19 protein-coding genes and 2 pseudogenes are annotated in these 25,193 nt (G+C 69.5%); 14 read left to right on the plus strand and 7 right to left on the minus strand.

From position 1 onward, the window contains the following. Nucleotides 1-313: 313 nt before the first annotated feature. From AB0C62_RS18620 to AB0C62_RS18630, 3 genes are all read left to right on the plus strand, one after another. The gene (locus tag AB0C62_RS18620; protein ID WP_362974410.1) at nucleotides 314-1,837 is read left to right on the plus strand and encodes a glycosyl hydrolase family 18 protein; all 1,524 of its coding nucleotides are present in this window, start codon (nucleotides 314-316) and stop codon (nucleotides 1,835-1,837) included. A 1,056-nt stretch (nucleotides 1,838-2,893) separates the two neighbouring features. Beyond that, nucleotides 2,894-6,661 carry a S8 family peptidase gene (locus AB0C62_RS18625; protein WP_362974412.1) on the plus strand — a complete coding sequence of 1,256 codons (3,768 nt, stop codon included), beginning with the start codon at nucleotides 2,894-2,896 and terminating at the stop codon, nucleotides 6,659-6,661. Nucleotides 6,662-6,775: 114 nt separating this feature from the next. Continuing rightward, nucleotides 6,776-7,780, plus strand: coding sequence for a helix-turn-helix domain-containing protein (locus tag AB0C62_RS18630; protein WP_362974414.1), 1,005 nt, complete (start codon nucleotides 6,776-6,778; stop codon nucleotides 7,778-7,780). Nucleotides 7,781-7,868: 88 nt separating this feature from the next. Here AB0C62_RS18630 and AB0C62_RS18635 read toward each other — a convergent pair. Next, nucleotides 7,869-7,937: pseudogene (locus AB0C62_RS18635) on the minus strand (flagellar motor protein MotB); the annotation flags it as partial. Nucleotide 7,938: 1 nt separating this feature from the next. Between AB0C62_RS18635 and AB0C62_RS18640 the strand changes: the two are divergent. The 3 genes from AB0C62_RS18640 (at nucleotide 7,939) to AB0C62_RS18650 (ending at nucleotide 10,901) form a co-directional block, all read left to right on the plus strand. Beyond that, on the plus strand, nucleotides 7,939-8,427 hold the full coding sequence (locus AB0C62_RS18640; protein WP_362974456.1) for a hypothetical protein: 489 nt from the start codon (nucleotides 7,939-7,941) through the stop codon (nucleotides 8,425-8,427). A gap of 186 nt (nucleotides 8,428-8,613) precedes the next feature. Next, a complete protein-coding gene (locus AB0C62_RS18645) occupies nucleotides 8,614-10,353 on the plus strand; it encodes a serine/threonine-protein kinase (RefSeq protein WP_362974416.1) in 1,740 nt (579 codons plus the stop codon). A gap of 104 nt (nucleotides 10,354-10,457) precedes the next feature. Then, nucleotides 10,458-10,901 carry an SRPBCC family protein gene (locus tag AB0C62_RS18650; protein ID WP_362974418.1) on the plus strand — a complete coding sequence of 148 codons (444 nt, stop codon included), beginning with the start codon at nucleotides 10,458-10,460 and terminating at the stop codon, nucleotides 10,899-10,901. A gap of 87 nt (nucleotides 10,902-10,988) precedes the next feature. Here the strand turns inward: AB0C62_RS18650 and AB0C62_RS18655 are convergent, their stop codons facing one another. Then, a complete protein-coding gene (locus AB0C62_RS18655) occupies nucleotides 10,989-12,293 on the minus strand; it encodes an MFS transporter (protein ID WP_362974420.1) in 1,305 nt (434 codons plus the stop codon). Nucleotides 12,294-12,392: 99 nt separating this feature from the next. On the opposite strand from AB0C62_RS18655, the gene AB0C62_RS18660 reads away from it, so the two are divergent. Next, nucleotides 12,393-13,478 (plus strand): DUF5937 family protein, encoded by a 1,086-nt coding sequence (locus AB0C62_RS18660; RefSeq protein WP_362974422.1) that lies wholly within the window; start codon nucleotides 12,393-12,395, stop codon nucleotides 13,476-13,478. A 225-nt stretch (nucleotides 13,479-13,703) separates the two neighbouring features. Then, nucleotides 13,704-14,099 carry a hypothetical protein gene (locus tag AB0C62_RS18665; protein ID WP_362974424.1) on the plus strand — a complete coding sequence of 132 codons (396 nt, stop codon included), beginning with the start codon at nucleotides 13,704-13,706 and terminating at the stop codon, nucleotides 14,097-14,099. A 65-nt stretch (nucleotides 14,100-14,164) separates the two neighbouring features. On the opposite strand, the gene AB0C62_RS18670 is transcribed toward AB0C62_RS18665, so the two are convergent. From AB0C62_RS18670 to AB0C62_RS18680, 3 genes are all read right to left on the minus strand, one after another. Continuing rightward, nucleotides 14,165-15,601 carry an FG-GAP and VCBS repeat-containing protein gene (locus AB0C62_RS18670; protein ID WP_362974426.1) on the minus strand — a complete coding sequence of 479 codons (1,437 nt, stop codon included), beginning with the start codon at nucleotides 15,599-15,601 and terminating at the stop codon, nucleotides 14,165-14,167. A gap of 327 nt (nucleotides 15,602-15,928) precedes the next feature. Further along, the gene (locus AB0C62_RS18675) at nucleotides 15,929-17,452 is read right to left on the minus strand and encodes a catalase (protein ID WP_362974428.1); all 1,524 of its coding nucleotides are present in this window, start codon (nucleotides 17,450-17,452) and stop codon (nucleotides 15,929-15,931) included. A gap of 538 nt (nucleotides 17,453-17,990) precedes the next feature. Then, entirely contained in the window at nucleotides 17,991-18,413 is a 423-nt protein-coding gene (locus AB0C62_RS18680) for a hypothetical protein (protein ID WP_362974430.1), read from the minus strand. Nucleotides 18,414-18,748: 335 nt separating this feature from the next. Between AB0C62_RS18680 and AB0C62_RS18685 the strand changes: the two genes are divergently transcribed. The 3 genes and pseudogenes from AB0C62_RS18685 to AB0C62_RS18695 all read left to right on the plus strand — a co-directional run bounded on the left by AB0C62_RS18685 (nucleotide 18,749) and on the right by AB0C62_RS18695 (nucleotide 20,949). Further along, complete coding sequence (locus tag AB0C62_RS18685) at nucleotides 18,749-18,964, plus strand: DUF6243 family protein (protein ID WP_362974432.1); 216 nt, start codon at nucleotides 18,749-18,751, stop codon at nucleotides 18,962-18,964. Between the two features lie 362 nt (nucleotides 18,965-19,326). After that, nucleotides 19,327-20,062 (plus strand): annotated as a pseudogene (locus AB0C62_RS18690) (hypothetical protein). Between the two features lie 23 nt (nucleotides 20,063-20,085). Continuing rightward, on the plus strand, nucleotides 20,086-20,949 hold the full coding sequence (locus AB0C62_RS18695; protein WP_362974433.1) for a DUF3592 domain-containing protein: 864 nt from the start codon (nucleotides 20,086-20,088) through the stop codon (nucleotides 20,947-20,949). Between the two features lie 213 nt (nucleotides 20,950-21,162). On the opposite strand, the gene AB0C62_RS18700 is transcribed toward AB0C62_RS18695, so the two are convergent. Then, a complete protein-coding gene (locus AB0C62_RS18700; protein ID WP_362974435.1) occupies nucleotides 21,163-22,521 on the minus strand; it encodes a dicarboxylate/amino acid:cation symporter in 1,359 nt (452 codons plus the stop codon). Between the two features lie 165 nt (nucleotides 22,522-22,686). Then, complete coding sequence (locus AB0C62_RS18705) at nucleotides 22,687-22,815, minus strand: hypothetical protein (protein WP_362974437.1); 129 nt, start codon at nucleotides 22,813-22,815, stop codon at nucleotides 22,687-22,689. A gap of 303 nt (nucleotides 22,816-23,118) precedes the next feature. Here AB0C62_RS18705 and AB0C62_RS18710 point away from each other — a divergent pair, with 303 nt between their 5' ends. From AB0C62_RS18710 to AB0C62_RS18720, 3 genes are all read left to right on the plus strand, one after another. Continuing rightward, the gene (locus AB0C62_RS18710; RefSeq protein WP_362974439.1) at nucleotides 23,119-23,607 is read left to right on the plus strand and encodes a GNAT family N-acetyltransferase; all 489 of its coding nucleotides are present in this window, start codon (nucleotides 23,119-23,121) and stop codon (nucleotides 23,605-23,607) included. 171 nt (nucleotides 23,608-23,778) lie between these two features. Beyond that, nucleotides 23,779-24,183 carry an FKBP-type peptidyl-prolyl cis-trans isomerase gene (locus AB0C62_RS18715; RefSeq protein ID WP_362974441.1) on the plus strand — a complete coding sequence of 135 codons (405 nt, stop codon included), beginning with the start codon at nucleotides 23,779-23,781 and terminating at the stop codon, nucleotides 24,181-24,183. A 109-nt stretch (nucleotides 24,184-24,292) separates the two neighbouring features. Then, nucleotides 24,293-25,054, plus strand: a complete 762-nt coding sequence (locus AB0C62_RS18720) for an isocitrate lyase/phosphoenolpyruvate mutase family protein (RefSeq protein WP_362974443.1) — start codon at nucleotides 24,293-24,295, stop codon at nucleotides 25,052-25,054. The last annotated feature ends 139 nt before the right edge of the window (nucleotides 25,055-25,193 follow it).

Below are 25,193 nucleotides of genomic sequence, written 5' to 3' on the forward strand. Positions count from 1 at the left end.
CTTCGGGAGGGGACCCGTCCTCCGGTTCGTATGCGGCGGGACTGCTGTGGGGGAGGTGCTGGGCAGTCATCCAGCCTTGACCGGATTCAGCCGTCGCTCGTCGTGTCTCACGGCGGCCGGCCTTCGAGAGGGCGGAGGAGTGGTTCAGCGTGCGATGCGCCTGCTGAAGAGCGGCCCGGCCCTCCGTTGCGAGAATTGGTCTAGTCCTCTCTTGGTCCAGACCATTGACTCGGCTGCGGCTGTGACGGTATTCCGTACCTGAACGCCAATGCCCCAGAACGGAGTTGGCGGCCCCCCTACAGCTGGGACAGCTATGAGACGCATACGATCCGTCCGCGCGGTTCTGGCCGCAGTGGCCACCACGGTGGCCACCGTCGGCGTGGCCGCGATGGGCGCCGGTACCGCTCAGGCGGCAACCCCCCTGCCCAAGCACGTCTTCGCTCCCTACTTCGAGGCGTGGACCGGCGAGAGCCCGGCTGCCCTGGCCGCGCAGTCAGGGGCGAAACACCTGACCATGGCGTTCCTCCAGACCGCGTCCGCGGGCTCCTGCACGCCGTACTGGAGCGGCGACACCAGCCTGCCGATCTCCTCCGCCAGCTTCGGCGCCGACATCCACGCCATCCAGGCGAACGGCGGGGACGTCATCCCCTCGTTCGGCGGCTACACCGCGGACACCACCGGCACCGAGATCGCGGACAGCTGCACCGATGTCAACCAGATCGCCGCGGCCTACGAGAAGGTCATCACGACGTACGACATCTCGCGGCTCGACATGGACATCGAGGTCGACTCGCTGAACAACACCGCCGGGATCAACCGGCGGAACAAGGCGATCAAGCTGGTCCAGGACTGGGCGGCGGCCAGTGGTCGCACGGTGGAGATCTCCTACACGCTGCCGACGACCACCTCCGGGCTGGCACCCGAAGGGCTCGCGGTGCTGCGGAGCGCGGTCACCAACGGAGCACGCGTCGACGTGGCGAACATCATGACGTTCGACTACTACGACAACGCCACCCACAACATGGCCAACGACACCCAGACCGCGGCACAGGGGCTGTACGACCAGCTCGCGCAGCTCTACCCGAGCAAGACCTCCGCCCAGCTGTGGGGCATGATCGGCATCACCGAGATGCCGGGTGTCGACGACTTCGGGCCGGCCGAGACGTTCACGTTGGCCAATGCCACTCAGGTCTACAACTGGGCGGTGGCCAAGGGGATCAACACCCTGTCGTTCTGGGCACTCCAGCGTGACAACGGCAGCTGCCCCGGCGGCGCGGCCGCCGACGGCTGCTCCGGCATCCAGCAGAACACGTGGGACTTCACCCACATCTTCGCGCCCTTCACCGGCGGTACCACCACACCCGCCGACGACTTCTCGGTGAGCGCGGCCCCCGCCTCCGGGTCGGTGGCGGCCGGCAGTTCGACGACCGCCACGGTGAAGACCGCGGTGACAGCGGGCACGGCGAAGACGGTGAACCTGACCGTCAGTGGGGCCCCCGCGGGCGTCACCGCGTCGCTCAGCCCCGCCTCCGTCACGGCGGGCGGTTCGTCGACGCTCACCCTCGCCACGACGAAGGCCGCCGCTTCGGGCACGTACAGCATCAAAGTCACTGGTACGAGTGCCTCCGGCAGCCACACGGCGACCTATGCCCTGACCGTCACCGGCGGCTCCGGCGCCCAGTGCACGGCCGCCGCCTGGGCCACCGGGACGATCTACACCGGCGGTCAGCAGGTCTCGCACAAGGGCCACAACTGGAAGGCCAAGTGGTGGACGCAGGGCGAGGAGCCCGGCACCACCGGCGAGTGGGGCGTCTGGCAGGATCTCGGCGCCTGCTGAACCGGAAGGCTCTCCACAGGTGATGCCCGGCAGCCCCCTGCCGGGCATCACCTGTTCCAGGCACCGCTGTGAGGAGCCGGAATGCGACCGCCGTCGACGGCAGGGTGGAGCGGGGCGCACCGGACGGACGCCACGGGCGGCCGCTGCCGCGCGGTGTGCACGGGTCCGCACAGCTCCTGGGCCGACGATCCGGCGACGCCCGGCCTCGTGGGGCCGTCCCCACGATCGTGTGCGCCGGGACCAGAGCGGGCCGGGGTGACGCGAGAACGAAGTGGTCGACACGGCCGACCACCAAGCCGTGGGCCACGGCCTCCAGGCGGCCGGCCGCCGTGTCCTCGCGGATCCCGATGTCTGTCCTGGGGGAGCCTTTGATGCGGTGGCCCCGTCGGCCGACCGAGCCTGACCGGCGGTGACCACCGCACCTCGGGGTGGCCGGACTCGGCGGGTGGGCAGACCGGGTAGCCACTCCGGGCCGTTGATCTGACCGCTGCCCCAGAACATCAGGTCCGCCGGTGAGGACGGGCGCCGAGCCCTGTGCCGGGGAGAACCTGGCCGCCGCGTGGGAGGTGTGGAACGGGTCGTCGGCCGTGCCGTCGAGCAGGTCGCGGCCGGTCGCCTGGGCGGAGGCGTAGCGGGGCAGCCCGGAGCAGTCGAAGGCTCTGCGCTCGTGGTCGTGGCGGCTGTCGGGCTCGGAGCCGTCGTGGGCGCCGTAGATCGCGCCCGGGGTGGCAGCGTGGCCGACGCCCCAGCCGTACCGGACACCGATCCGGCCGCGCGGCGCGGACAGCGGCCTCGGCGGTCGCCGACGCGCCCGGGGCGAGGACGTCGCAGGCGGCCTGCGCGGACGCGGGTCGGCCGACGCGGCGTGAGCCGTCACGGGCAGGGCGGCGGAGAGGGTGGGGGCGGCCGGTGAGCGGCCGACGACGTGGCAAGCGTCTGTCGCCCTTGGGACATGTCGCACCTGTGCCAGCGGATTGGCGTGACACCCGCCTCGTGATCACCGGATTCTGTCAACCGGGTTAACAAAAGCCTGTGTTCAAGGAAAGGCACGAGACGATGAGACAGATCCGCCTGATGGCGGCAATATCGGCGGGGCTGGCCCTGACGGCGGGAGCAGTGGCACCAGTGGCCGCACGCGCGGACGCGGCCCGATCCACGAAGACGACGAGCAAATCCACCACCGCCACGGTGCGGTTGCTCACCGGCGACAGCGTGACCGTGGGGGCATCCGCGGGCGGGAAGCAGGTCGCCTCCATCGAGCCGGGCCCGGGACGGCGGCACATCCTCTTCCGGACCTTCGAACACGACGGGCACCTGACGGTTCTCCCCTCGGATGCCAGTGAGCTGGTCGCGTCGGGCCGGCTCGACCGCAACCTCTTCGACGTGACGGCCCTGGTCGCCCAGCAGTACGACACCGCCCACACGCGTGCCCTTCCGCTCATCGTGAGCCGGCCCGCCGGGGTGGAAGCCTCGGCCGTGGGCAGGCTCACGGCGTTCGCCGCGGACGAGTCGCCGGTCCGGAGGCTGAAGAGCATCGGGGCCCAGTCGGTGCAGGTTCCCGACGGGGACCTCGGCACCTTCTGGAAGGAATTCACCGGCGCGGACGGCCAGATGAAGGCCTCGGAGATCAAGGCCGTGCCCCGGGTATGGCTCGACGGCCGGGTGAACGCCGTGCTCGACCGCAGTACAGCCCAGATCGGCGCACCAGCCGTGTGGGACGCCGGATACCACGGTGAGGGTGTCAAGGTCGCCGTGCTGGACACCGGGGTGGACCAGACCCACCCGGATCTCGCCGGGAGGATCGCCGAGGCACAGGACTTCTCCGGCAGCGCCGGCACGAACGACGTCTTCGGACACGGCACGCACGTCGCGTCGATCGTCGGCGGGACGGGGGCCGCATCGGGCGGAACACGCAAGGGAGTGGCGCCGGCAGCACAGTTGCTGGTCGGCAAGGTCCTCGGCGACGACGGCTTCGGCTCGGAGTCGCAGGTCATCGCCGGTATGGAGTGGGCCACGGCGCAGGGTGCCAAGGTGGTCAACATGAGCCTGGGATCGGACCAGGCCACCGACGGCACGGACCCGATGAGCCTTGCGGTGAACGAGATCAGCGACCGTACCGGGGCTCTGTTCGTGGTGGCCGCGGGCAACAGCGGTGAGCAGGGCACGGGCACGGTCGGCTCTCCCGGCGCGGCCGACGCCGCCCTGACCGTCGGCGCGGTGGACCGGGACGACTCTCTCGCACCGTTCTCCAGCCGCGGTCCCCGCGTGGGGGACGGCGCCGTCAAGCCGGACGTGACGGCGCCCGGCGTCGGCATCGTCGCGGCCCGGGCGGCGGGCACGACCATGGGTGACCCGGTCGACGCGAACTACGTCGCGGCCTCCGGTACTTCGATGGCCACCCCGCACGTGGCGGGCGCGGCCGCGTTGCTCGCGCAGCGCCATCCGGACTGGACGGGATCCCGACTCAAGGACGCCCTGACGAGTACGGCACACACGGTGTCAGGACAGGAGGTCAGCGAGCAGGGCGGCGGTCGCATCGACCTGCCGGCCGCCGTACTGGGCTCGGTGACGGCCACCGGCGGTGTCACGCTGGGTTCCTTCGAGACCGGCTCCGGCAACGCCCGTACGCTTCCCCTCCGTTACACGAACAGCTCCGACACCGAGGTCACTCTCGCGCTGACTACGCGCCTGACGACCCAGGGCGGCACCAGCCCGGGGGAGGGGGCTGTGCGGCTCGGCTCCGACTCCGTCCGGGTTCCGGCGCACAGCACGGTCGAGGTTCCCCTCACCGTCGATCCGGCAACGGCCCGGCAGGGCAAGTACTACGGCTACGTGACCGCCGCGTCCTCGGACGGGAAGGCCGCCACTCACACCACGCTCAGCCTGGTCGTGCACGGTCCGATACACCGGATCACCGTCAGGACGTACGACAAGGACGGCACGCGCGTTCAGGCGCTGCCCACTATCTGGGGCGCCGACGGATTCGTCGGCTACACGGATCCTGACAACGCTGTCGCCGAAGTCGAGGAAGGCGTCTACCAACTGGACTACGCCAGCACCGACAAGGCGAGCGACGGCGACGAGCTGCGCCAGGTCGTCCTGCCCCAGGTCGAGGTGACCAAGGACAGGACCGTCACGCTCGACGCGCGGAGGACCACGCCGGTCACCATCCGCACGCCCAAGCCGGCCGAACAGCGCGGCATCTTCAGCTACCAGACGTACCGCCAACTCGACGGCCACAGTCTGACCGCGGGCACCATGTACTTCGACGTCGCGAAACGGCTGTACGTCAGCCCCACCGACACCGTCACCAAGGGAACGTTCGAGTTCTCCTCCCGATGGCAGCTCGTCGCCCCGCTCCTCACCACGAAGGTCCCGGGAACGAAGCTGGAGCCGGACGCCTACTACATGCCCGCGTCGCCGCTGTTCGGTGACGGCGGGGCGACTCTGACCGCGGTCGACGCGGGCGACGCGGCCCACCCCTCGTTCACCCACGCCCGGGGCCGCATGGCGCTGGTCACCAACAACGACGGCGTCAACGAACAGGAGTTGGCCCAGAAGGCCGCACACGCGGGTGTGCGTGCCCTCATGCTGGTGCACTTCAGCGACATCGGCTGGACGCGCTGGTCACCGGTCGGCGATCGGTGGGCCGTTCCGACCGTGCGCGTCGGGGCGAGTACGGGTGCACAGCTCGCGGCACGGGTTCGCGCCCACGCGACGACGGTGAAGTTCTCGGGCACGGCCGCAAGTCCGTACCTGTACGACGTCATGCAGGTCTCGAAGCAGCGCATTCCCCAGCACGTCGAGTACACCGTCTCCGAGCGGAACACCGCCGTCGTCCACGCGAACTACGCGGACAACGGAGGAAGCGGCTGGGCCAGTGAACAGCGCTTCGGCAGGCGCCCGTACCAGGACACGGCCTGGCTCCAGTACACCCGCTTCGTGCCGACCGGGTTCGGCCGGACCGAATACATCAGCGCGGACGACACCAGTTGGCAGCATCTCGTGCACTACACCACGACGTTCGACGTCGACATGCCGCTTGCCGTCGGACTGCGGGATGCTCCGCGCACCTACCAGGCCGGTACACAGGAGCAGGAGACCTGGCAGGGTGCCGTCACCCGGCCGTCGATCCCCGCTCACTTCCAGACACCCAGCGTGCGTGACGGTGATCAAATGCGCCTGCGCATACCCGAGTTCACCGACTCGGCGGGCGGCCACTGGTCACGCCTGGTGGAGGCCGGGGACGGTGGCATCGGAACCTCCGCCGCCGCGCCGGCCGGTGACAGCGCCGCCGCACAGCTCTACCGGGACGGAGTGAAGATCGGGGAGATGGGCGGTGCCTGGTCCGACGTGGACGTTCCGGCGGGCGCGGCGAGGTACCGGCTTGATCTGTCGACGGCGCGCTCCTCGGCCGACTGGAAGTACGGCACGGCCACAACGACTTCCTGGTCGTTCCGTTCGGGCCGGACGACGAAGGCGACGCCCCTCTCGTTGCTCCAGGTCGACTACGACGTACCGGTCGACGTACACAACACGGTGCGCTCCGCGCACACGACAACGATCGGCCTGAAGGTCCGGGCCCAGGACGGGCTGACGGCTCCGCACGGGGTGGACGTCCGCGTCGAGGCCTCGTACGACGACGGCAGGACCTGGACGCGGGCGAAGGTACGCGGCCACGGCCGCAATGCCTTTGACGCACAGGTCGGCCGTCCGTCGTCCGTGCGGGGCAAGGAGTTCGTGACGCTTCGGGTCACAGCCACAGCCGACGACGGGAGCAGTGTGCGCCAGACCGTACAGCGCGCCTACGCGGTGGGCCGCTGACGGAGATGTCATGGGGCGGGTGACGGCATGTGACGTCGTCGCCCGCCCCAGTGGTCCCAACCCTCGTAGTACAGTGTTCAACTGTCGCAGCCGCTGTTACGGGGGAGGGCGGCAGTGTCTCTGGAACCCGCTGGTATATCGCCGGCAGAAGAAGCCGTGTACCGAATGCTCGTCCTCTCCGGGCGCGTCAGCGCCGAGGACGTCGCCGCCCGGTCGGGCCTTGCCGAAGCCGAAGCGGCAGAGGTCCTGGACGCGCTCACCGCCACGGGGCTCGCCAGCCATACGGACGGCACACCGCGTCACTTCAGAGCCGCTCCACCGGACGTGGCCCTGCTGCCTCGTCTGAAGCAGAGCGCCGAAGCGCTGGATCTCGCTCGGAGCGAGGCGGCGCAGCTCATCGAGACGTACCAGGAGACGATGCGCCGCCACGACGCGAGCCAGCTCCTGGAAGTCATCACCGGCGCGGAGGCGCTGCGTCAGCAGTTGCGACAGATCCAGACCAGCGCGCGGGACGAGATGCTCTGGTTCTGCAAGGCCGAGTACGTGGCCATGCCCTCCGGCAGCAACGTCGAAGAGTTCGAAGCGCTCGCGCGAGGCGTCCGGTACCGAGTGCTCTACGAGAAGGCGTTCTTCGACGACGACGGCGCTGTCGACAACGTGGTCGCCGGGGTGCGCGCAGGAGAAATCGCCCGGTCGACCCCCCAACTCCCCCTGCGTCTCGCCATCGCCGACCGATCCGTCGCCATCTTCCCGCTCGTGCCGGGCGGGCCCTCGGGAAGCCCGGGGGAGCCCACCACCGCACTGGTCAGGGACAGCAACCTGCTCAGCGCGTTGATCGCTCTGTTCGAGCGCTACTGGCAGGACGCTGTCCCCCTGCGTGTGGACGACAGCGGGCTCGCGGTGGACGCCGAGGACCGGGAGGCCCTGTCCCCGCTGACCCCCATCGACCGGAAACTGCTGTCACTGCTGGTGGCCGGCGTGACCGACAAGGCGATCGCCTCGCAGCTCGGGCTGAGCCGGCGCACCGTACAGCGACACATTCAGCGCATGATGGAACTGGCCGACGCCGAGACGCGCATGCAACTCGCCTGGCAGGCCGCTCGTCGCGGCTGGCTGTGAGGACAGTGCAAGGCCGGGAGCCGATCGGTTCGCCCCGTGGCCGGTGGGCCCGGTCCACAGTGCTCATGGGCGCCCGTGCCGCGCGGCCCTATTTGTAGAAGACGGCCACGCCTCCGTGGTGCGAGCAAGCCCCTTGGTGGTGCGCGGCGTAGGAGTACGTGCCGTCGTTGCAGCGCGCGGTGGCGCCGTTTCCGGCGGCGCTGGAGCCGCCCGAGGAACTTGAACCGCTGCTCCCGGAGGACCCTCCGGACGAAGTGCTGCCTGATCCTCCGGACGAGGTGCCGCCGGATCCGCTGACGGTGGCGGCCCTCGCGGTGACGGTCACCTTCACCTTGACCGTCTTCGTGGCGGTCACCGTCGGCGCGGGTTTCGCCTTCGCCGTCTCTGTGGCCGTGGCCGTGGTGGTGACGGTAGGGGCGGGCTGCGCCTTGGTGGCTGCGGTCTTCGTGGTGCTGTCGTCCTGGCTGCTGCCGCCGGCGCCGACGCCGATGATGAAAGCGAGGCCGATGGCGGGCAGCATGTACCGCTTGCGCCCCCACTTCGGTCTGGGCGGCTGCGGGGCCGGCGCGGCCGGGGGCCAGTGTCCGGGCGGTGGCGGCGGTTGGTTGTACGACATGGTCCCCCCAAGGCGGTTCGTGGTCGGGTGACCGTAACAGGAGGTGTGAAGGAAATGTGAGTGAAATGTGGTGACGGTGACACGGCTGTAGCTCTTCACGGACGGGTGGAGGGCTCCGCTTCGGCCGCTGGACCAGAAGAAGGCTGCAACGCGTCGGCCAAAAGACGCGGGTGACCTGGACGGGGCTGTGTCACCGACATCTCATAGGCTCCCAGCCATGAGTGACGCAGAATCCGGCAGACGGATCATCGATGGGCGCTTCGAGCTGGAAGCGCGGCTCGGTGGCGGCGGAATGGGCATGGTGTGGCGAGCCCGCGACCTGGTTCTTGACAGGGCCGTCGCGCTCAAAGAGGTTCGGCCCTCCGACCCGGGACTTGCCGAATTCGACCCGCAGGGCGCGGCGTTGCTCCGGGCCCGGGTGCTGCGCGAAGCGCGTGCACTGGCCCGTGTCGACCATCCCAACGTGGTCACGATCTATCACGTGGTGGATGGCGGCGAGCACACCTACCCCTGGCTGGTCATGGAGTTGGTGACCGGCGGATCACTGCAGGACCGGCTCGGGAAGGGGCCTCTCGCGCCCGTCGCAGCCGCCCGGCTCGGCCGTGAGGTGTTGGCCGCCCTGCGGGCCGCGCACGACGTCGGCATTCAGCATCGGGATGTGAAGCCTGCCAACGTCCTGTTGAGGCACGACCATCGTGCGGTCCTCACCGACTTCGGTATCGCGGCCATCCGGGAGTCGACCGTCCTGACCGCGACCGGGTCCATCATCGGAACGCCTGACTACATGGCGCCCGAGCGCATAGCCGGCGGCGAGGGCGGACCGGCCTCCGACCTGTGGTCGCTGGCGATGATGCTCTATGTCGCCGTCGAAGGGCACCATCCGCTGCGCAGGGGAACCACCCTGGCCACCCTGGCGGCCCTCCTGAGCGAAGAACTCCCGCCGCCTCACCAGGCCGGAGTACTGACCGACTTCCTGAAGGCCGTGCTCGTCAAGGACCCGACGGTCCGGGCGGATACGGAGACCGCGGACCAGATGCTCGCGTACGCGTCCGGGGAGCCGGACGCGACCCCACGCGCTCCCCGCACGGATGCCGAGAGCACCTCGTACCGGCTCGCGCCTCCGCCGGCACCGACACCCGCCCACTCCTCGGCGGCCGGCACGGGACCGGTTTCCGGCTTCAGCACGCCGAGGGGCTTCGGCCCTTCGGTTCCGTACGATGCCGTGCCCGGGCCGGTCGTGCATCCGACGGTCGGCCCGGAAGGCGCCACGCGACCGGTACGAGGGCTGGGAGGCCGGGCGAAGAGGTCGGTCGCGATCGCATCGTCCGTCGCCGGGACCGTGTTGGCGGGAGTCCTGGCGTGGACGCTCCTGCCGGACGGCACCCACAAGGACCAGGGAGAGGGCGCCAATTCACCGAGCTCGTCCTCGACCCGAACCGAGGACCCGACTTCCGCACCACCGAGAGCGTCCCGTTCCGCTGCGGTTCCCCAGACCGACACGAAGGCCGACCTCCTGACCCCGGCCCGTATCCGTACGGCGGTAAGCGCGATCGAGGCGGCAACCGGCACGGACCGAGCCTGCGACCTCACCATCTACGCGGACTACGTGTCCGCGGACATCATGGTTAAGGGCAGCGACACGAAGTACGACAGCTACATCTACCGCCCGGGCCGGGGCGTCGAGAAGGGCATCATCAGCAGCGCGATCTTCGGCGGCAAACGCCCCTTCAGCCTGGGCGCCTTCGACTGGGATGTCATTCCCGCCCTGCTCAAGCGCGCGCAGAAGGACCTGAACGTGAGCCGGCCGACCATGCGTTACGTCGTGGTGAACCCGGCCGACGACACGTTCGGCACACCGCTGGGGCTCGCCGTCTACCGCGTCGACGACCACGTCACCGGATATCTGACCGCGGACCTGAAGGGCAGGGTGACCCGGGTGATGCCCGCCCAGGACTGAGTTGCCGGTCGGCTTCAAGAGCACCCGGGTCAGGACTGTCGGGCGGATCAACACGTCCGATTCGTTCAAGAAGGCGGCGACGTCGGCCCACTACCCTCGCGGTCATGAGCAGCGCAGACAAAGAATCACGCCACCTCAGCGTCCCTATCGACCGCACCGTCGACGAGGTCTACGCCTACGCGTCGGACCCGGAGAACCTGCCCGCGTGGGCCCTGGGCCTGGGCGGCTCCATCAAGAAGATCGATGATCAGTGGATCGCGGAATCCTCCCCCATGGGAAGGGTCGTGGTGACCTTCGTGCCGCGTAACGAGCTGGGCGTGATCGACCACCACGTCACGCTCCCCTCCGGGGAAGCGGTCTACAACCCGGTCCGTGTGATCAGCGACGGCGAGGGAAGCGAGGTCGTGTTCACCCTTCGCCGGCAGCCGCGGATGACTGACGCCGACTTCGAGCGCGACGCCGACATGGTCACGGGCGACCTGAACCGGCTCCGAGAGCTGATGGAGTCCGCCGCGCTGCCCGGAACGGAGCCTCGCAGGGCGAGGTGACGGCATACCGGGGCGCGGCGGAGCGAACCCCACCGATCATCTCCTTGTTGTCGCGGAAGACTGCGCCGATGGCAGGGTCCGCGCAGGTCAGACCCTTCGGCCGGCCCCGACTGCCGACGCTGCCTGCGGGGAGGCGATTACTGTGCCGACGGGTACGGACGTGCACACGCCCGGGGGCGACTGCCGTGCCGTGCTCTCCTGATCCTTCTCGGTGGCGACGGCGGAAGCGGACAGGAGCGTGCCCGCGGCGAGGCTGCCCCACAGGGCGGCCGGACCGTGAGGTGCGAGACCGGTGATGACCGCGGGCGAGACGGCGAGACCGAAGCCCGTGGAGAGCTGGAAGCGCGCGAGGGTGCGTCCCAGAACACGGGCCGGGGCGAGGGCCGTGACGAGAGCGGTGGAGCTGCCGGCGTAGATGATCTCCCCCAGGGTGCAGACCACGGACACCAAGGCCACAGCGGGAGCACCCCAACTGCCGCCCAGCGAGGTGGCAGCGAGGAATCCGAGGTAGGACACGGCGAGCACCACGCCGGCGAACGCGAGCACGGCCCGCCGGGAGAAGCGGGCCAGCAGGGCGGTGACGGGGACTTGGAGGGTGACGACCAGCGCCGTGTTCGTCACGAAGATGACCGCCGACCACACCGGGGACGCCTGCAACTGCGTTACGAGCACCAAGGGCAGAGCGATCTCAGGGACGTTGAGACAGAAGACGTAGATCACGTTCGCGGCCAGCAGCGCGCGCATCCGAGGGGCGGGCACCTCGCCGCGGACAGCGGCCGGAGTACCGGCCGGGCGGGCGCGCAGGTGGACCGACCACGCCAGCACCGCGGCCGTGAGATAGGCGAGCCCGGTGACAACTGCCAGCATCTGCAGGGCGTTGGCGCCGCCCGCCAGGCACGCGGTGGCCAGGAGCGCGCCCGCGCCCATGCCGGCGTTGCGCAGGGAACGGGCCGCCGCGAGAGCGGTGTCGCGTTCCCTTCCGTCGGTGACCGTGGCCACGAGGGCGGCGTGGGCGACCGGCCACGCCTGGTTGCCGATGCCGAGGAAGAGCGCCGCCGTCGAAAACAGCCAGACGTGTCCTGGCGGGGTGGCCAGCAGCAGTGTCACGCCCAGGACCCGTATCAGCATCGACGCCGCCACGACCGTGCTGCGTGCGCCCCGGTCCAGCCACCGGCCCACCGCGGGCATGCACACCAGACCCACGACGACACCGCCCGTCATGGCGATGCCGGAGGCCGGCGCGGTCAGGCCCAGCACCATCACTCCGTAGAGCAGCAGAAAGGGCCGCAGCATGCCGGTGCCGAGCGCGTCCACGCCGAGGGCGATGGCATAACGGGGGCCTCCGAAGGCGCGGATGAGCGCGCGGGACCGGATCTTCAGGGTGGTTGCCATGGGGTCAACCGTGGGTTCGGCCGCCGCGCCGGCCACGTCGGTTGACGGACATCGTCAACCGACGCCGCCATGGGTTGTCGAGTCGGTGATGATGAGGGAATGACGCTGAGGATCGACATCAGTGGCCTGCCTCCTGAGCGACTGCGGTTCGCGGCCTCCCCGCTGGCCGAGCTGACCGCGATGCTGCACGTGCTGGCCGAGCCCGAGCATCATCCGCGGCTCGGCGGCTGGGCCGGCGAGGTCTGGGCCGGGCTGCGGCCGGAGCTGGCCGAGCGGCTGCGGGAGGCGGAGTTCCTCTGGCGTTCCACACGAGCCGACTTTCTCGTCCCCGCCCGGCCTCGACAGACTCTTGCCGAGGAACTGGACGAGGTGGACCAGATCGATGACGAGACGTACGTGAGAGCGGCGCTCGTCAGTTCCTGCGGCAGCAACCGGGGCCGCTACTCGACGCCGTCGCCGCTGACCGACGCCGCCGCGCGCGAGCGGGCCCTGGACCGGGCCCAGGCCCGCGGTGCGACACAGGAGGCCTTCGCCGAACGGTTGCTCGACGACCCGGCCGCCGTGCGGGCGCGAGTGCGTCACACCCTCGAACAGTGCGCCGAGGCCTTCTTCGACGCCGCATGGGCGGGCGTCGCCGTGCAACTCGCCAACGACCTGCGCCTGAAGAACGACCTGCTGAAGCGCCAGGGCATCGGACCGGCCCTCACATCGGTCTCCGGGGCCGTCTCCCTGTCACCGGACGACAGCAGCATCGTCGTGGACAAGCTGCAGGACACGGCGACCACCGCCCGCGGCACCGGAGTCACCTTCATCCCCAGCGTCTTCGGCCGCCCGCACCTGGTGGCGGTCTACGCCCGCGGATGGCAGCCGGTCCTGCAGTACCCGGTAGCCGAGCAGACTCCATCAGAGCCGGTAGCACTGGAGGCGGTGACGCTGCGCTTGGAAGCCCTTGCACACCCCGTGCGGCTGCGACTCCTGCGCACCCTGGCCCGCGGTCCCCACACCACCGGCGAGCTGGCCGACGCCTGGGAGCTGACACCACCCGAAGTCTCCCGCCACCTCGCTGTCATGCGCCGCGCGGGCCTTCTCACGGCCCGCAGGCATGGCCGCTACGTCCGCCACACCCTCAACCTGCCCGACCTGACGGCACTGGGCACCGACCTGCTGGCGGCCGTCCTGCGCTGAGCGGCACCCGTCACCGGAAGGACCGGTCCACTGGTCAGGTGCTCGCGGTCGTCGCTGCCGGCGGCATAGGGCCGTGCCAACCTCGGGCATCGCGCCGATGACGAGGCGGACGCCTGTCGACGCTAGAGTGCGGCCGCGGGAGCCCGGGCTGGTGGGACCGCGCAAGCCGACTCATGCCGGACGTGTACCGGATCGCCGGTGACCGACGAGGAAGACGAAGGATCGATGACGCTGAATGTGGGCCAACGGGTGCGACTGGCGGCGGATCTCCGCCTGGCCGGGTCGGTGATCCCAGCAGGGGAGCCCTCGGACGAGACGAGTACCTTCGCCGCCTCGCTGGCCCTGGCGGAAGGCATCGAGGGCACTGTCGAGCGGGTGGACGAACATCACCGGCAGCAGAACCACGAGGTCCGCGAGTACCTGCGCCTCAAGTCGCTCCTCGACGACTTCGGCCACCAGATGCCGTCGGCGAGCAGAAGGCAACTGGATGAGCAGGTAGGGGCCCTGGAAGAGCAGTGGGCCGCCTACCAGCGACAGATGCTCCGCGTCACGGTCCGCGTCCGGCTCGACAACGGATTCGTCCTCGACGATGCCCCCGAGGAGACATTCGCCCCTGCCTGATCAGACGTCGAGGCGGTCGCCTTCCGCCCGACATGCCCGGCGATGCCACCCCGCGGCCGGGTTGTCTAAAGCCCCAGTACCTCGCCGTACTTGATGGCCCCGTGGGGGAGAGCGAAGCCGAACGGAGTCAGTGACTTGCCCAGCGGGTACGTCTCCTCGGTGCTGCTCGGCACGAACCAGACGCCACCCGACCTGGGCTCACCGGCGTTCTCCCCGGGCGCGCTCACCGCGGTGTCCCCCAGTGCGTCGCGGTTGTAGTCGCCGACGGCCACCTGGGCGCCGAAGCGGTCGCCGGCCTCGGCCGTGCCGGGCATGTTCGCGGTGCTCTGGCTGCGGGCCAGACCGCCGTAGAGGCCGTGGTCCGTGCCGTTCAGCGTGACGTACCCGCCCGCGTCCTTGACGGTGCCCACGTCCTCGCCGGGCACACCGACCACCAGTTCCGGACGGCTGTCGCCGTTCAGGTCGCCCGCGGCCAGCGCGGCGCCGAAGTCGTCGCCCGCCTCGGCCGCGCCGCCGACCTCCGGGCTCGACTGGGTGACGCACTCGCTCCGATTGCCGAAGTTCTCGGTCTTCGAGCCCTTGAGCAGGAGCACCGCACCGCCGAGCCGGTCCTCGCAATGTGTGGTCTCCGACTCGGGGTTGGGCTGTACGAGGCCGATCGCGAGGTCGTCCGTGCCGTCCCGGTCGAAGTCGGCGGCGGCGAGTGAGCTGCCCCGGTCGGCGTCGGCGTACCACTGGGCCGGCTTGGCCTGGTCGTCCCAGCGCGTGATGAAGGTGCTGGAGTCCTCCGTGCCCTGCCAGGTGGCGGCGAGGTCGTCCCGGCCGTCGCCGTCGAAGTCGCCGGTGGCCAGGTCGCGGGTGGCGCCGCCCATGCTGTAGCGGCGCAGGGTGGTGGTGGTCACGGGGGCCGCGGTGAGCGGGCCGGGGCGGAACCGGAGCGAACCGCTCTCCTCGCTGTTCTCGCCGTACGCGAGGTCGGTGTCGCCGTCGCCGTCGTAGTCGCCCGTCGCGATGGTGCGGCCGATGCTGCTGAACTCGCCGGAGCCCCTGGCCACGGTGGTGCCCTCGATGTTCCACCCCGAGCCGTCCAGGACGGTGATGGTGCCCTCGTCCTTGAGCTGGTCGGAGGTGAGCGACTCGCCGCTCGCGCCGACGACGAGCTCGAAGACGCCGTCGCCGTTCACGTCGACGGGTGCCACGGAGGACCCGAAGCGGTCGCCCGCCTCGGGCGTCCCGGGTATGCCGGCCTCCGCCTGGCTGATGACGCCGGTGGACTGGCTCGGGCTCTGCGGGCCGCCGTAGATCACGCTGACGTAGCCGGCCTTGGCCTTGCCGTCGACCGTGGCATCGGGCATGCCGACCGCGATGTCCGCGTATCCGTCGCCGTTGAAGTCGAACCGAGGAGTCGTCGCAGCCGCCGCGCTCCCGGCGAGTGGCAGGGTCAGACCGGCGGCGGTGAGGGCCGCTACGGCGGCGGTTGCGGCCAGGGTGCGTGCGCGCACGGTGGAACTCCCGTAGTCGAAGGGGGCGATGAGAGCGAAGGCTCTCGCAGAGTGACTCGCGAGGTGCACGAAGGGTTGTGCGAAGACAGCGGAACGCGACGCAGACCGTGTCCTACAGGTCAGTTGCCGCCGCTCGCGCCGGCCTCACCGGCTCCCGACTCCTCCGCTCGGCTTCCTCCGCCGCTCAACGGCGCTTGAGTTAGTAATCGACTACGAAGAAATGTGAGCGCTCATGCGAAGACGCTGTTGCTGTCAGCCCCAGGAGGGGCTGACAGCAACAGCGTCGAAAGCGCGCCCGCGCAAGGGCCGTGTCCTCGCGCAGATCGGTCAGGCCTTGCCCTGCATGCTCCGACGTGCGGGGTTGCCCTGCTCGGAGGCCTTGGGGTCCTTCTCGTCGGCCTTGGCACGCACCCCCTGCTGGATGCGCTCACCGATCGACTTGTCGATGTTCGACCAGTACTCGAACGCTCGCTGCAGCACGGGCTCGGTGACGCCGTTGAGGAGATGGCCCACCACGTTGTCCACGAGCCGGTCCCTCGCCGCGTCGTCCAGGACCTCACGCACCATGGTGCCGGCCTGGCCCCAGTCGTCGTCCTCACGGTGCGAGACGTAGGCGGCGCGGGTGATCTCACCGTCGGCGTGCCAGCTCGGAGGAGTGCCGAACCGGGCGGTGTCCGCGGCGGGGCCACCCTTCGAGTTCGGCGCGTAGACGGGGTCGCTGGTCTTGCGGTACGCCATCGCCCCGTCCTTGGAGTACGTGTGCACCGGGTTGACGGGAGCGTTGACCGGCAGTTGCTGGTAGTTGGCTCCGATGCGGTAGCGGTGCGCGTCCGCGTAGGAGAACAGCCGCGCCAGCAGCATGCGGTCGGGGCTCGGACCGATGCCCGGGACGAGGTTGTTCGGCTGGAAGGCAGCCTGCTCGATCTCCGCGTGGTTGTCCGTCGGGTTGCGGTCCAGCGTCATCCGCCCGACTTCGATCAGGGGATAGTCGCCGTGCGGCCACACCTTGGTCAGATCGAAGGGGTTGAAGCGATAGTCGACCGCTTCTTCGTACGGCATGACCTGCACGTACAGTGTCCAGCTCGGGTACTCGCCGTCACGGATGTGCTCGAAGAGGTCCCGTGTGTGGTAATCGGTGTCCGCCGCCGCCATCTGGTCACCCTCGTGCTGGGTGAACGTCTCGACGCCCTGGTCGGTCTTGAAGTGGTACTTCACCCAGAAACGTTCGCCCTGCGCGTTGATCCACATGTAGGTGTGCGACGTGTAGCCGTTCATGTGTCGCCAGCTGCGCGGGATACCGCGGTCGCCCATCAGCCACGTGACCTGGTGGGCCGACTCGGGGGAGAGGGTCCAGAAGTCCCACTGCATGTCGTGATCACGCAGGTTGTTGTCCGCGCGGCGCTTCTGGGACCGGATGAAGTGCTGGAACTTCATCGGGTCCTTCACGAAGAACACGGGGGTGTTGTTGCCCACCATGTCGTAGTTGCCCTCGCTGGTGTAGAACTTCACCGCGAAGCCGCGCGGGTCGCGCCAGGTGTCCGGGCTTCCACGCTCACCGGCGACGGTGGAGAACCGGGTGACCAGCTCGGTGGTGGTGCCAGGCTGGAAGACCGCGGCCTTGGTGTAGGCGCTGACATCCGCTGTGACCTCGAAACGACCGAACGCACCACTGCCCTTCGCGTGCGGCTGACGCTCGGGGATGCGCTCCCGATTGAACTGTGCCATCTGCTCGATGAGGTACGAGTCCTGCAGCAGAATCGGTCCGCCCGGGCCGACGGTGAGCGAGTGCTCATCGCTCTCCACCGGGATGCCTGCGTCGGTGGTGGTCGGTTTGGGTGTGGTGTCGGTCATTCTCGATCTTCCCCTTCGATGATGCTCGCGGGTACACGGAACACTGACCTCAACCGTGGACATCACGGCCGGGGGCTGCACGTTCACGGCTGCACAGCCGCGCACCTGCCGCCCCTACTCCGACAGCGAGTCACGAGTAACCCGCGATCGACGTCGTAAAACGCTCATGAAGCGGGTTAAAGCGCCACCCCCAACATCCCCCGACCCGCCGCGCTCCGCCAGCGACAGCCAGTCACCCCGCCCCCGGCCGGCCTCGTCCTGAAACGCGGGACTGAGCCCCGAGGTGGCGGCCGCAGCGATCGGACAGTCCAGGCCTGGTGCGGCCATACGAGTGACGAGCGATGAGTGGCGGGCGGTCCCGTGGCGCGACCGTGGTCCGGGTCCCCGTTCTCCGTGGCGCGAGTTGGGGTGCGGCCGCCGAAACGGGAGCGCGTGCAAGCCAGGCTCCATCACTCGGTAGAGAGCGTCCGCATGAACCGCGGGGTCCGTCCGGACGATGCTCCAGCACTCGTGGCGGCTGCGGTGCCGGCCAGTCCGCCTACTGGCAGGCCGGTGCGTTCGGCAGCCGGGTGACCCGAGCACGGTGGGCGGCCCGCGTGACCCGGCGCTCCCCGGCCTCGGTGAGCACCGCGACCCTGGCCTCCTCCCCGGCGTCGATCGGTGCCGGGAAGAAGCGATCGCACGCCCTGACGTGCCGTTGCCGGTCGTCCTGCCAGAACTCCACCGTCCAGCCCGGCCACAGTTCCGGTACCTGGTACGCCTGCGGGGACGAGGAGAGGGACCACCAGCCAAGACGACGGCGTTCCGGGTCGAGGTGGATGCCGGAGTTGACGTGTACGCGGCAGATTCCGTGCCCGGGTGCGTGTTCCAGGCGGTCGAGCAGGGCGACGCCCTCGCGGACGGGATGGTCGAAGGAGTCGGAGGCGATGTGGCAGAGGCCGGCGCCGACGGTGACCACCACACCGCCCGGGTCGGGCCAGGCCGGGTCCTCGTCGTCAGAGGCAAGGAACGGCGCCGAGGAGAGGTCCGAGCCGCGGCAGCGGACGTACGGTTTGCTGCTTGGCCAAGCAGCAAAGACAGAGCCCCGCGACGACCCCGAGGGGCCGGCCCGACGCCTGGGACGGCGATGGGGTTGGTGTGCGGGGGCGATGGAACCGGGTAACGTCTTTGTCATGTTCTTCCAGACGGCGATTTACGAGTGAGGGCGTGATGGGCCCCCGCTGACGTCCTTCGACGGCGCCGCCCGTCCCCACCGATGAATCCGTAGATCACTTCACCTCATTACCGGGAGAACCCATGACCGTGAGCAAGAACATCAACAACCCTGTGGGCATGGGCGGCGGCCAGCGCAAGAAGCTGTCCCGCGCCGAGCGACAGAACAACGGGCCGTACCGCAACCTCGACCGCCAGGGCGCAGCCGATCAGAAGGCGGAGCTGGTGCGCAAGATGCGCGAGAAGGCAGCCGCGGCTGAGGCCGCCGGGCAGTCGGGCGACGACACCGCACAGAGCTGACGCATCGCCGCCGCAGGGCGGCACCGTAGGGGCAGGGTCCGGACCGCGACGCGTGGTCGGGACCCTGCCGTCGTATCGGGGCTCTGTTGCCGTGCCGGAGGTGGCCGGTCTCGCTCAGTTCTCAAGCGCGCCTGGTGTCCCAACCGATCACCTGGGACAGCCGCCGGGGTCTCCCGCCGCCGCTCCGAGTCGAGAGGGGAAGACGCGCCGGCTGCGCGCGGTGTAGGGCCAAGGCTCGCGCCCGCACGTGACGACCGGCCCGGTTGGGGGCGCCTGTTCAGGGAGCCGTGGCTCAAAGGCAGGGCACAGGGGTCCATCGCCAGGTCTGTCGGCCGTTACCCGCGACGTGCACAATCGGCCGTATGACGATCACCGCGGGCGCGCCGCCGAAGCACAGCCCGCCCGCCGACCTCGCTCTGGGGTTCCTGACGGGCGGTGTGATCGGGGTGTCGCTGACGGCCTTCATCGGTGGCTGTGTCGTCGAGAGGGCGCACCTGATCGTCACGGGGCTGGTCGTGCCTGGGGTCTACGGGCTTCTCGCCCTTCTCGCCACGTTGCCGCGCCGTGCCCGGGAGTCGGCCGTCGCGCCGCGCGCGGCGCTCGCCGTGATCGAGCGTCTGGAGGCCGTGGGGGGTGACGCCGGCGACGTGCCGGTACGGTTCGAGCTGTCCGTGGCGCCCGACGACGCACCCGCGTTCCGTGTCGAGATGCGGCAGGACGTCAACCTCGTCGAACTGCCCGACTACCGGCCGCGCGAGGTCGTGGTGGTGGAGTATCCGCCGGGCCGGCCGTGGAAGACGCGGATCGTGAAGCGGCCGACGCCGGAGTGGGAGGAGCCGCCTGCTGACGGTCGTTTTCTCCCCCACCGGCGTGAAGAGCGCCGGGTTCGACCCGAGGTCCCTGCCCTACGACCGTGTCCCCGGCTTGGTCGAGGAGGCCAGGACCACCCTTGGCGGTGAGTCCCCGCAGAGCTGGCAGCTCACCGCGGAGGGCGTCTCCGGCTCGCTGACGCTCAGGGTTGTGGTCACCGGCGGCGGGCGTGCGGGAACGCTGGAGGCGGACAGCCAGGGCAAAGTGCTGCGGCCTAACGGCAGTTGAGCGGATCGGCATGAGGAGGGCGTATGGGGTGGGACGAGTTTTTGTTGCTGTGGTGTGCCGTGTGGGGTGTCGTGGCGCTCGTCGGGTTCGGCAGGTCGCTGTGCGGAGTGACCGAGGCGCAGCGGACGGTTCGGTTCACAGGGCGGATCGAGCGGGTGCGGGAGCCCCGGCATGGCGGGTCCCGGACGGGCGGGATATGGGTGGTCGTGTCCTACCGCGACCCCGCCTCGGGGCAGGAGGTCACCGTCACGAACGACGGCGAGCGTGGCGAGATGATCACCTGTGCGTGGGAGGGCCGGGAGATCGGGGTCGGCTACCCGCGAGGCAGACCGCACGCCTACCGGTTCTCGAACACTCCTGAGGCGCCCAGCCGTGGGCTGGGTTGGCCAAGTTTCGCGAGCTTCCTGGTCTACGTCGGGCTGGTGGTCCTCGTCGCGATCGGCTGGGGCTGGCCGTGGGCGCTGAGCGGCTTCGGCGGGCCGTTGGCGATCTCCGGCGCCGTACAGCTGCCCAGGGCGGTACGCGAGAAGAACCGCCGCGTCGAGAGACTGGCCGCGATGGACACCGTGCGGGGACGGATCGTCGCGGTCCTGAAGGACGTCAGCGTCGATCAGGACGACGGCCACACCTCGACCACCATCACCCCCGTGGTGGCCTTCGCGACCCGGGAGGGCGTGGCCGTCACGGCCCATTGCACGTCCAACCTCCCGGAGCCCGCCGGTGCGTACGGCCGTGATGTCACGGTCCACTACACGTCCGCTGATCCGGCGGAGTTCACCCTGGACCGCGCGGCTGAGCATCGCTCGGAGCAGCAGGACGTGACGTTCCATGTCCTGGCGGTCGTCGTGCTCATAGCGACGGCCGTGGCGGGAGTGGTGATGCTCTGAGAGGCTCAGGAGAGCTCTTCCGGCCGGCAGCGGACCGGCCCGCCGGGTCCGTCCCGTTGACCGTTCCTGCGGCCGTACGTCCCGTGGTCTCCCGACCGAGTCGGCCACGCAGAGGAGTACAGGCGTCCCACGAACGATGTCCCTCGTGGAGCCTGACCCTTGTGCCCCCGGACATGAGGCGGGGCACAAGGGTTGGGTGAGTTGGCGCCGGGGTCAGCCTGCTACTCCGGCCGGTGTGGGGGCCAGGTCGGCGTTCTGCTGCGGCTCGTCGTACACGCTCTCCACCTCGTCGACGAGTGCGGCCGTCGCTCCGTTGTACTTGTCGCGGTCCAGGATGTTCTCCCGGGCGGAGACGAGCACCGGGACCAGGGCCTGGCCCGCTACGTTCGTCGCCGTGCGCATCATGTCGAGGATCGGGTCGATCGCGAGCAACAGACCCACGCCCTCCATCGGAAGGCCGAGTGTGGACAGGGTGAGGGTGAGCATGACCGTCGCGCCCGTGAGCCCGGCGGTCGCCGCGGAGCCGATCACCGAAACGAACGCGATGAGCAGGTACTCCTTGATGCCCAGCTGTACGTCGAAGATCTGCGCGACGAAGATCGCGGAGATGGCCGGGTAGATGGCCGCGCAGCCGTCCATCTTGGTGGTCGCGCCGAACGGCACGGCGAAGGAGGCGTAGTCCTTCGGAACGCCGAGGCGTATCGCCGACTGCTGAGTGACGGGCATGGTGCCGACGGAGGAGCGGGAGACGAAGGCGAGCTGGAGGGCCGGCCAGGCGCCCTTGAAGAACTGCAGCGGGCTGAGCTTGGCGACGGTGGCCAGGAGCAGCGGATACACGCCGAACAGGACCAGGGCGCAGCCGATGTAGATGTCGGCGGTGAACGTGGCGTAGTTGCCGAGCAGGTCCCAGCCGTACTGGACGATGGCCCGGCCGATGAGGCCCGCGGAGCCGATCGGGGAGAGCACGATCACCCACCACAGGGCCTTCTGCAGGAGTTCCAGGATGGACTCGGAGAGGGTGAGGATCGGCTGGGCCTTCGAGCCGATCTTCAGGATGGCGATGCCGGCGACGACGGCCATGAAGACGATCTGCAGGACGTTCAGTTCGGTGAACGGGGTGACCACGTCGGTCGGGATGATGCCGGTGAGGAAGTCGATCCAACTGCCGGAGTGCTCCGGCTTGGAGCCGTCGGCGGGGGTGAGGCTGGATCCGGCTCCCGGGTCGGAGATCAAGCCGATGGCGAGGCCGATGACAACCGCGATCAGCGAAGTGATCATGAACCAGAGCACCGTGCGGCCGGCCAGCCGTGCCGCGCTGTTGACCTTCCGCAGGTTGGTGATGGACACAAGGATGGCGAAGAAGACCAGCGGTGCGACGGCCAGCTTCAGCAGCTGGACGAAAATGCCGCCCACCTTGTCGAGGGTGGTGGCCAGCCAGGAGACGTCGTACGTACGGGCGACGAAGCCGAGGACGAGGCCGACGGCGAGGCCGATCAGGACCTGGGCCCAGAACGGCACGGGCAGCCGGAAGCCGGGCTTCGAGGATCGGGTATCGGCGGTATTCGCGGACACGACAAACTCCAGTGAGGACGCGCGGGTGAACAGGGGGAGACGCGCGAGCGCCGGCCGTGCGGGGCGAGGAGGCGACGCTGCTGCGGTAGGGCTGAGGCTTGCCGTCGTCGAGGTCGTCGAGGAGGCGGCGTTGCTGTGAGAGGCGGGTGAGCCCGTGAGTCCGGGTCAGATGTGCCGGACCGCGGAGCGACAGCGACAGAGATCGCTGTGCGGACGGCCCGTCGGCAGTGCGCCGAAGGCAGCGCGGACGTCGCCCAAGAGCAGCTCGACGTGGTGCACCACAGCGATCTTCATGTCGCCGAAACTAACACGTGTACTTTGAAACGATCAAAGTCTTTCTTTGATCTCCACTGTGCTGCCCGGGACCGGGATCTTGGAGTCGTCCTCGTGACCGAAGTACGGTTGACGCCTGTGACCAGTCCTCCAACGGACGATCCTGCGAGCAGGACGCCAAGGACGCGGACGCCAAAGACGGTGGCGGGGCGCACCCTCCCGTACCAGGCAGCGTGGGGGACGAACCGTACGCCCGGCAGGAACGCCTGCCCGGGAAGTCGCCCCCGGCCGGAAAGGCGCAGCCCGGTGCGAAATACTTTCCCGATGAGGCCACGCACTTTGCCGGTCAGTCGGCCGATCACGATACGGAGGGCCGTCGCGCGGGATGCCAAACGGCTCACGCGGCTCGTGCGTGGCTCAGGCGCCTATCAGGGCCAGTACGCAGCCGCTGTCGCGGGCTACCGGGTCGGTCCGGACTACATCGAGGCCCACCGTGTCTTTGTGGCCGTCGGTGCCGACGAGCACGGAGGCCGGGTCCTCGGGTTCTACTCTCTCGTCCTCGCTCCTCCGGAGCTTGACCTGCTGTTCGTCGCCGACGAGGCGCAAGGGCGGGGTATCGGAAGGCTGCTCATCGCGCACATGCAGTCCGAGGCCCGCGCTGCTGGGCTCGACAGGCTCAAGGTCGTGTCGCATCTTCCCGCCGCGGATTTCTACCACCGCGTTGGTGCGGTCCGTACCGGGACCGCGCTCGCGAGCCCGCCCGCCGTGCCGTGGGACCGTCCGGAATTCGAGTTCCGCATTGCACCGGAATGACGTGGTCGGCTCGGGGGCACCGGCCTCGCGGGCACGCGACAGCCGCGTTCCGTGGCACGGGTGTGCCTCGGAGCAGGGGCATGGCCGGTAGCGTGATCGCCTGCCGCATGGAAGGTCCATGTGCCCGGTAGGCCCGTGTCAGGGATTCCGGTGGCGAGCGATGGGACCGTGATGAGTGAGCTGACGAAGCCCGGAATCGAGGTTCCGGAGGGTGACCCGCCCACCGAACTGACGATCCGGGATCTCGTGGTCGGGCACGGCCCCGAGGCGCAGCCGGGCAGGGTTGTCCAGCTTCACTATGTAGGGGTCACGTTCGCGTCCGGAAAGGAGTTCGACTCCTCCTGGGAACGGGACCAGCCCTTCAAGTTCGCCGTGGGGGGTGGCAGAGCCATCAAGGGCTGGGACCGCGGAGTGAGGGGAATGAAGGTCGGCGGCCGACGCGAGATCATCGTTCCCCCGCGTCTCGGTTACGGCAAGCAGTCACCCTCTCCGTTGATCCCGGCGGGCTCGACACTGATCTTCGTCGTCGACCTGCTGTCGGTGGTGGGCGGCCCCCCGGAGCGAGTCCCGGCTTGACGGGCTCGGCTTGAACGCGGCGCTCCTGAGGGGCTCGAACCGCGTTAGGTCCGCCGATCCCAAGCGTAGAGGCAAGCTTGCCGGCACCCCGGGGTATAGCGTCCTCGATATGGACTTTCGCACCACTGTTGAGCGGGCTCAACGCTTCAAGCAACTGCACGCAGACCACAAGCCGCTTGTGCTGCCGACCGTCTGGGACGTCTGGTCCGCGCGGACGGCAGCCGAGGCCGGCTTCCCCGCGTTGACGATCGGCAGCCATCCGCTCGCCGACTCCCGAGGGGCCGACGACCACGAGGGGCAGACCTTCGAGGAGGTTCTCGCCGCTGTCAGGCCGATCATCGCGGCTGTCGACATCCCTGTGTCCGTCGACCTGGAAGCCGGGTACGGACAGAAGCCCGCGGATATCGTCGCCGGGCTCACCGAGGTCGGCGGTGTCGGTCTCAACATCGAGGACACCGTCCACTCGGAGGGCGGACGCGTGCGCAGCACGCAGGAGCACGCGAGCTACATTGCCGGCCTGCGCTCGGCAGCCGACGACGCGGGGATTCCGCTGTGGGTCAACGGGCGTACCGACCTCTTCCTGCACGCGGAGGATGCCGCAGCCGTCCTCGACGAGGCGATCGAGCGACTGCGAGCCCTGGAGCAGGCCGGCGCCGACAGCGTCTACCCCGTGGCCATTCAGGACAACGATGACTTGCTGACGGCGGTGACCGGCGCCGTGGCCATTCCTGTGAACTCCACGGCCCATCCCGTCAAGCACGACCTTGAGCGCTTCCGCCGCCTCGGCGTCGGCCGCATCACCTACGGCCCGCTGCTGCAGTTCGCGTTGACGGACGCGATGAAGGACATGCTCAAGCCCTGGGCGCCCTAGGCAGAAAAAGCGAAAGGGGCCGGCCTCCGCGACGCACGTCGCGGCCAAGCCGCCCGGCCAAAGCCCGCACCGCCGTCACCCCGTCCGAGGCACGGCACCGCACCCGAGGTCGCCCGACCCGAAGCCCGCACCGCCGTCA

Source organism: Streptomyces sp. NPDC048643 (assembly GCF_040650615.1).
GTDB lineage: Bacteria > Actinomycetota > Actinomycetes > Streptomycetales > Streptomycetaceae > Streptomyces.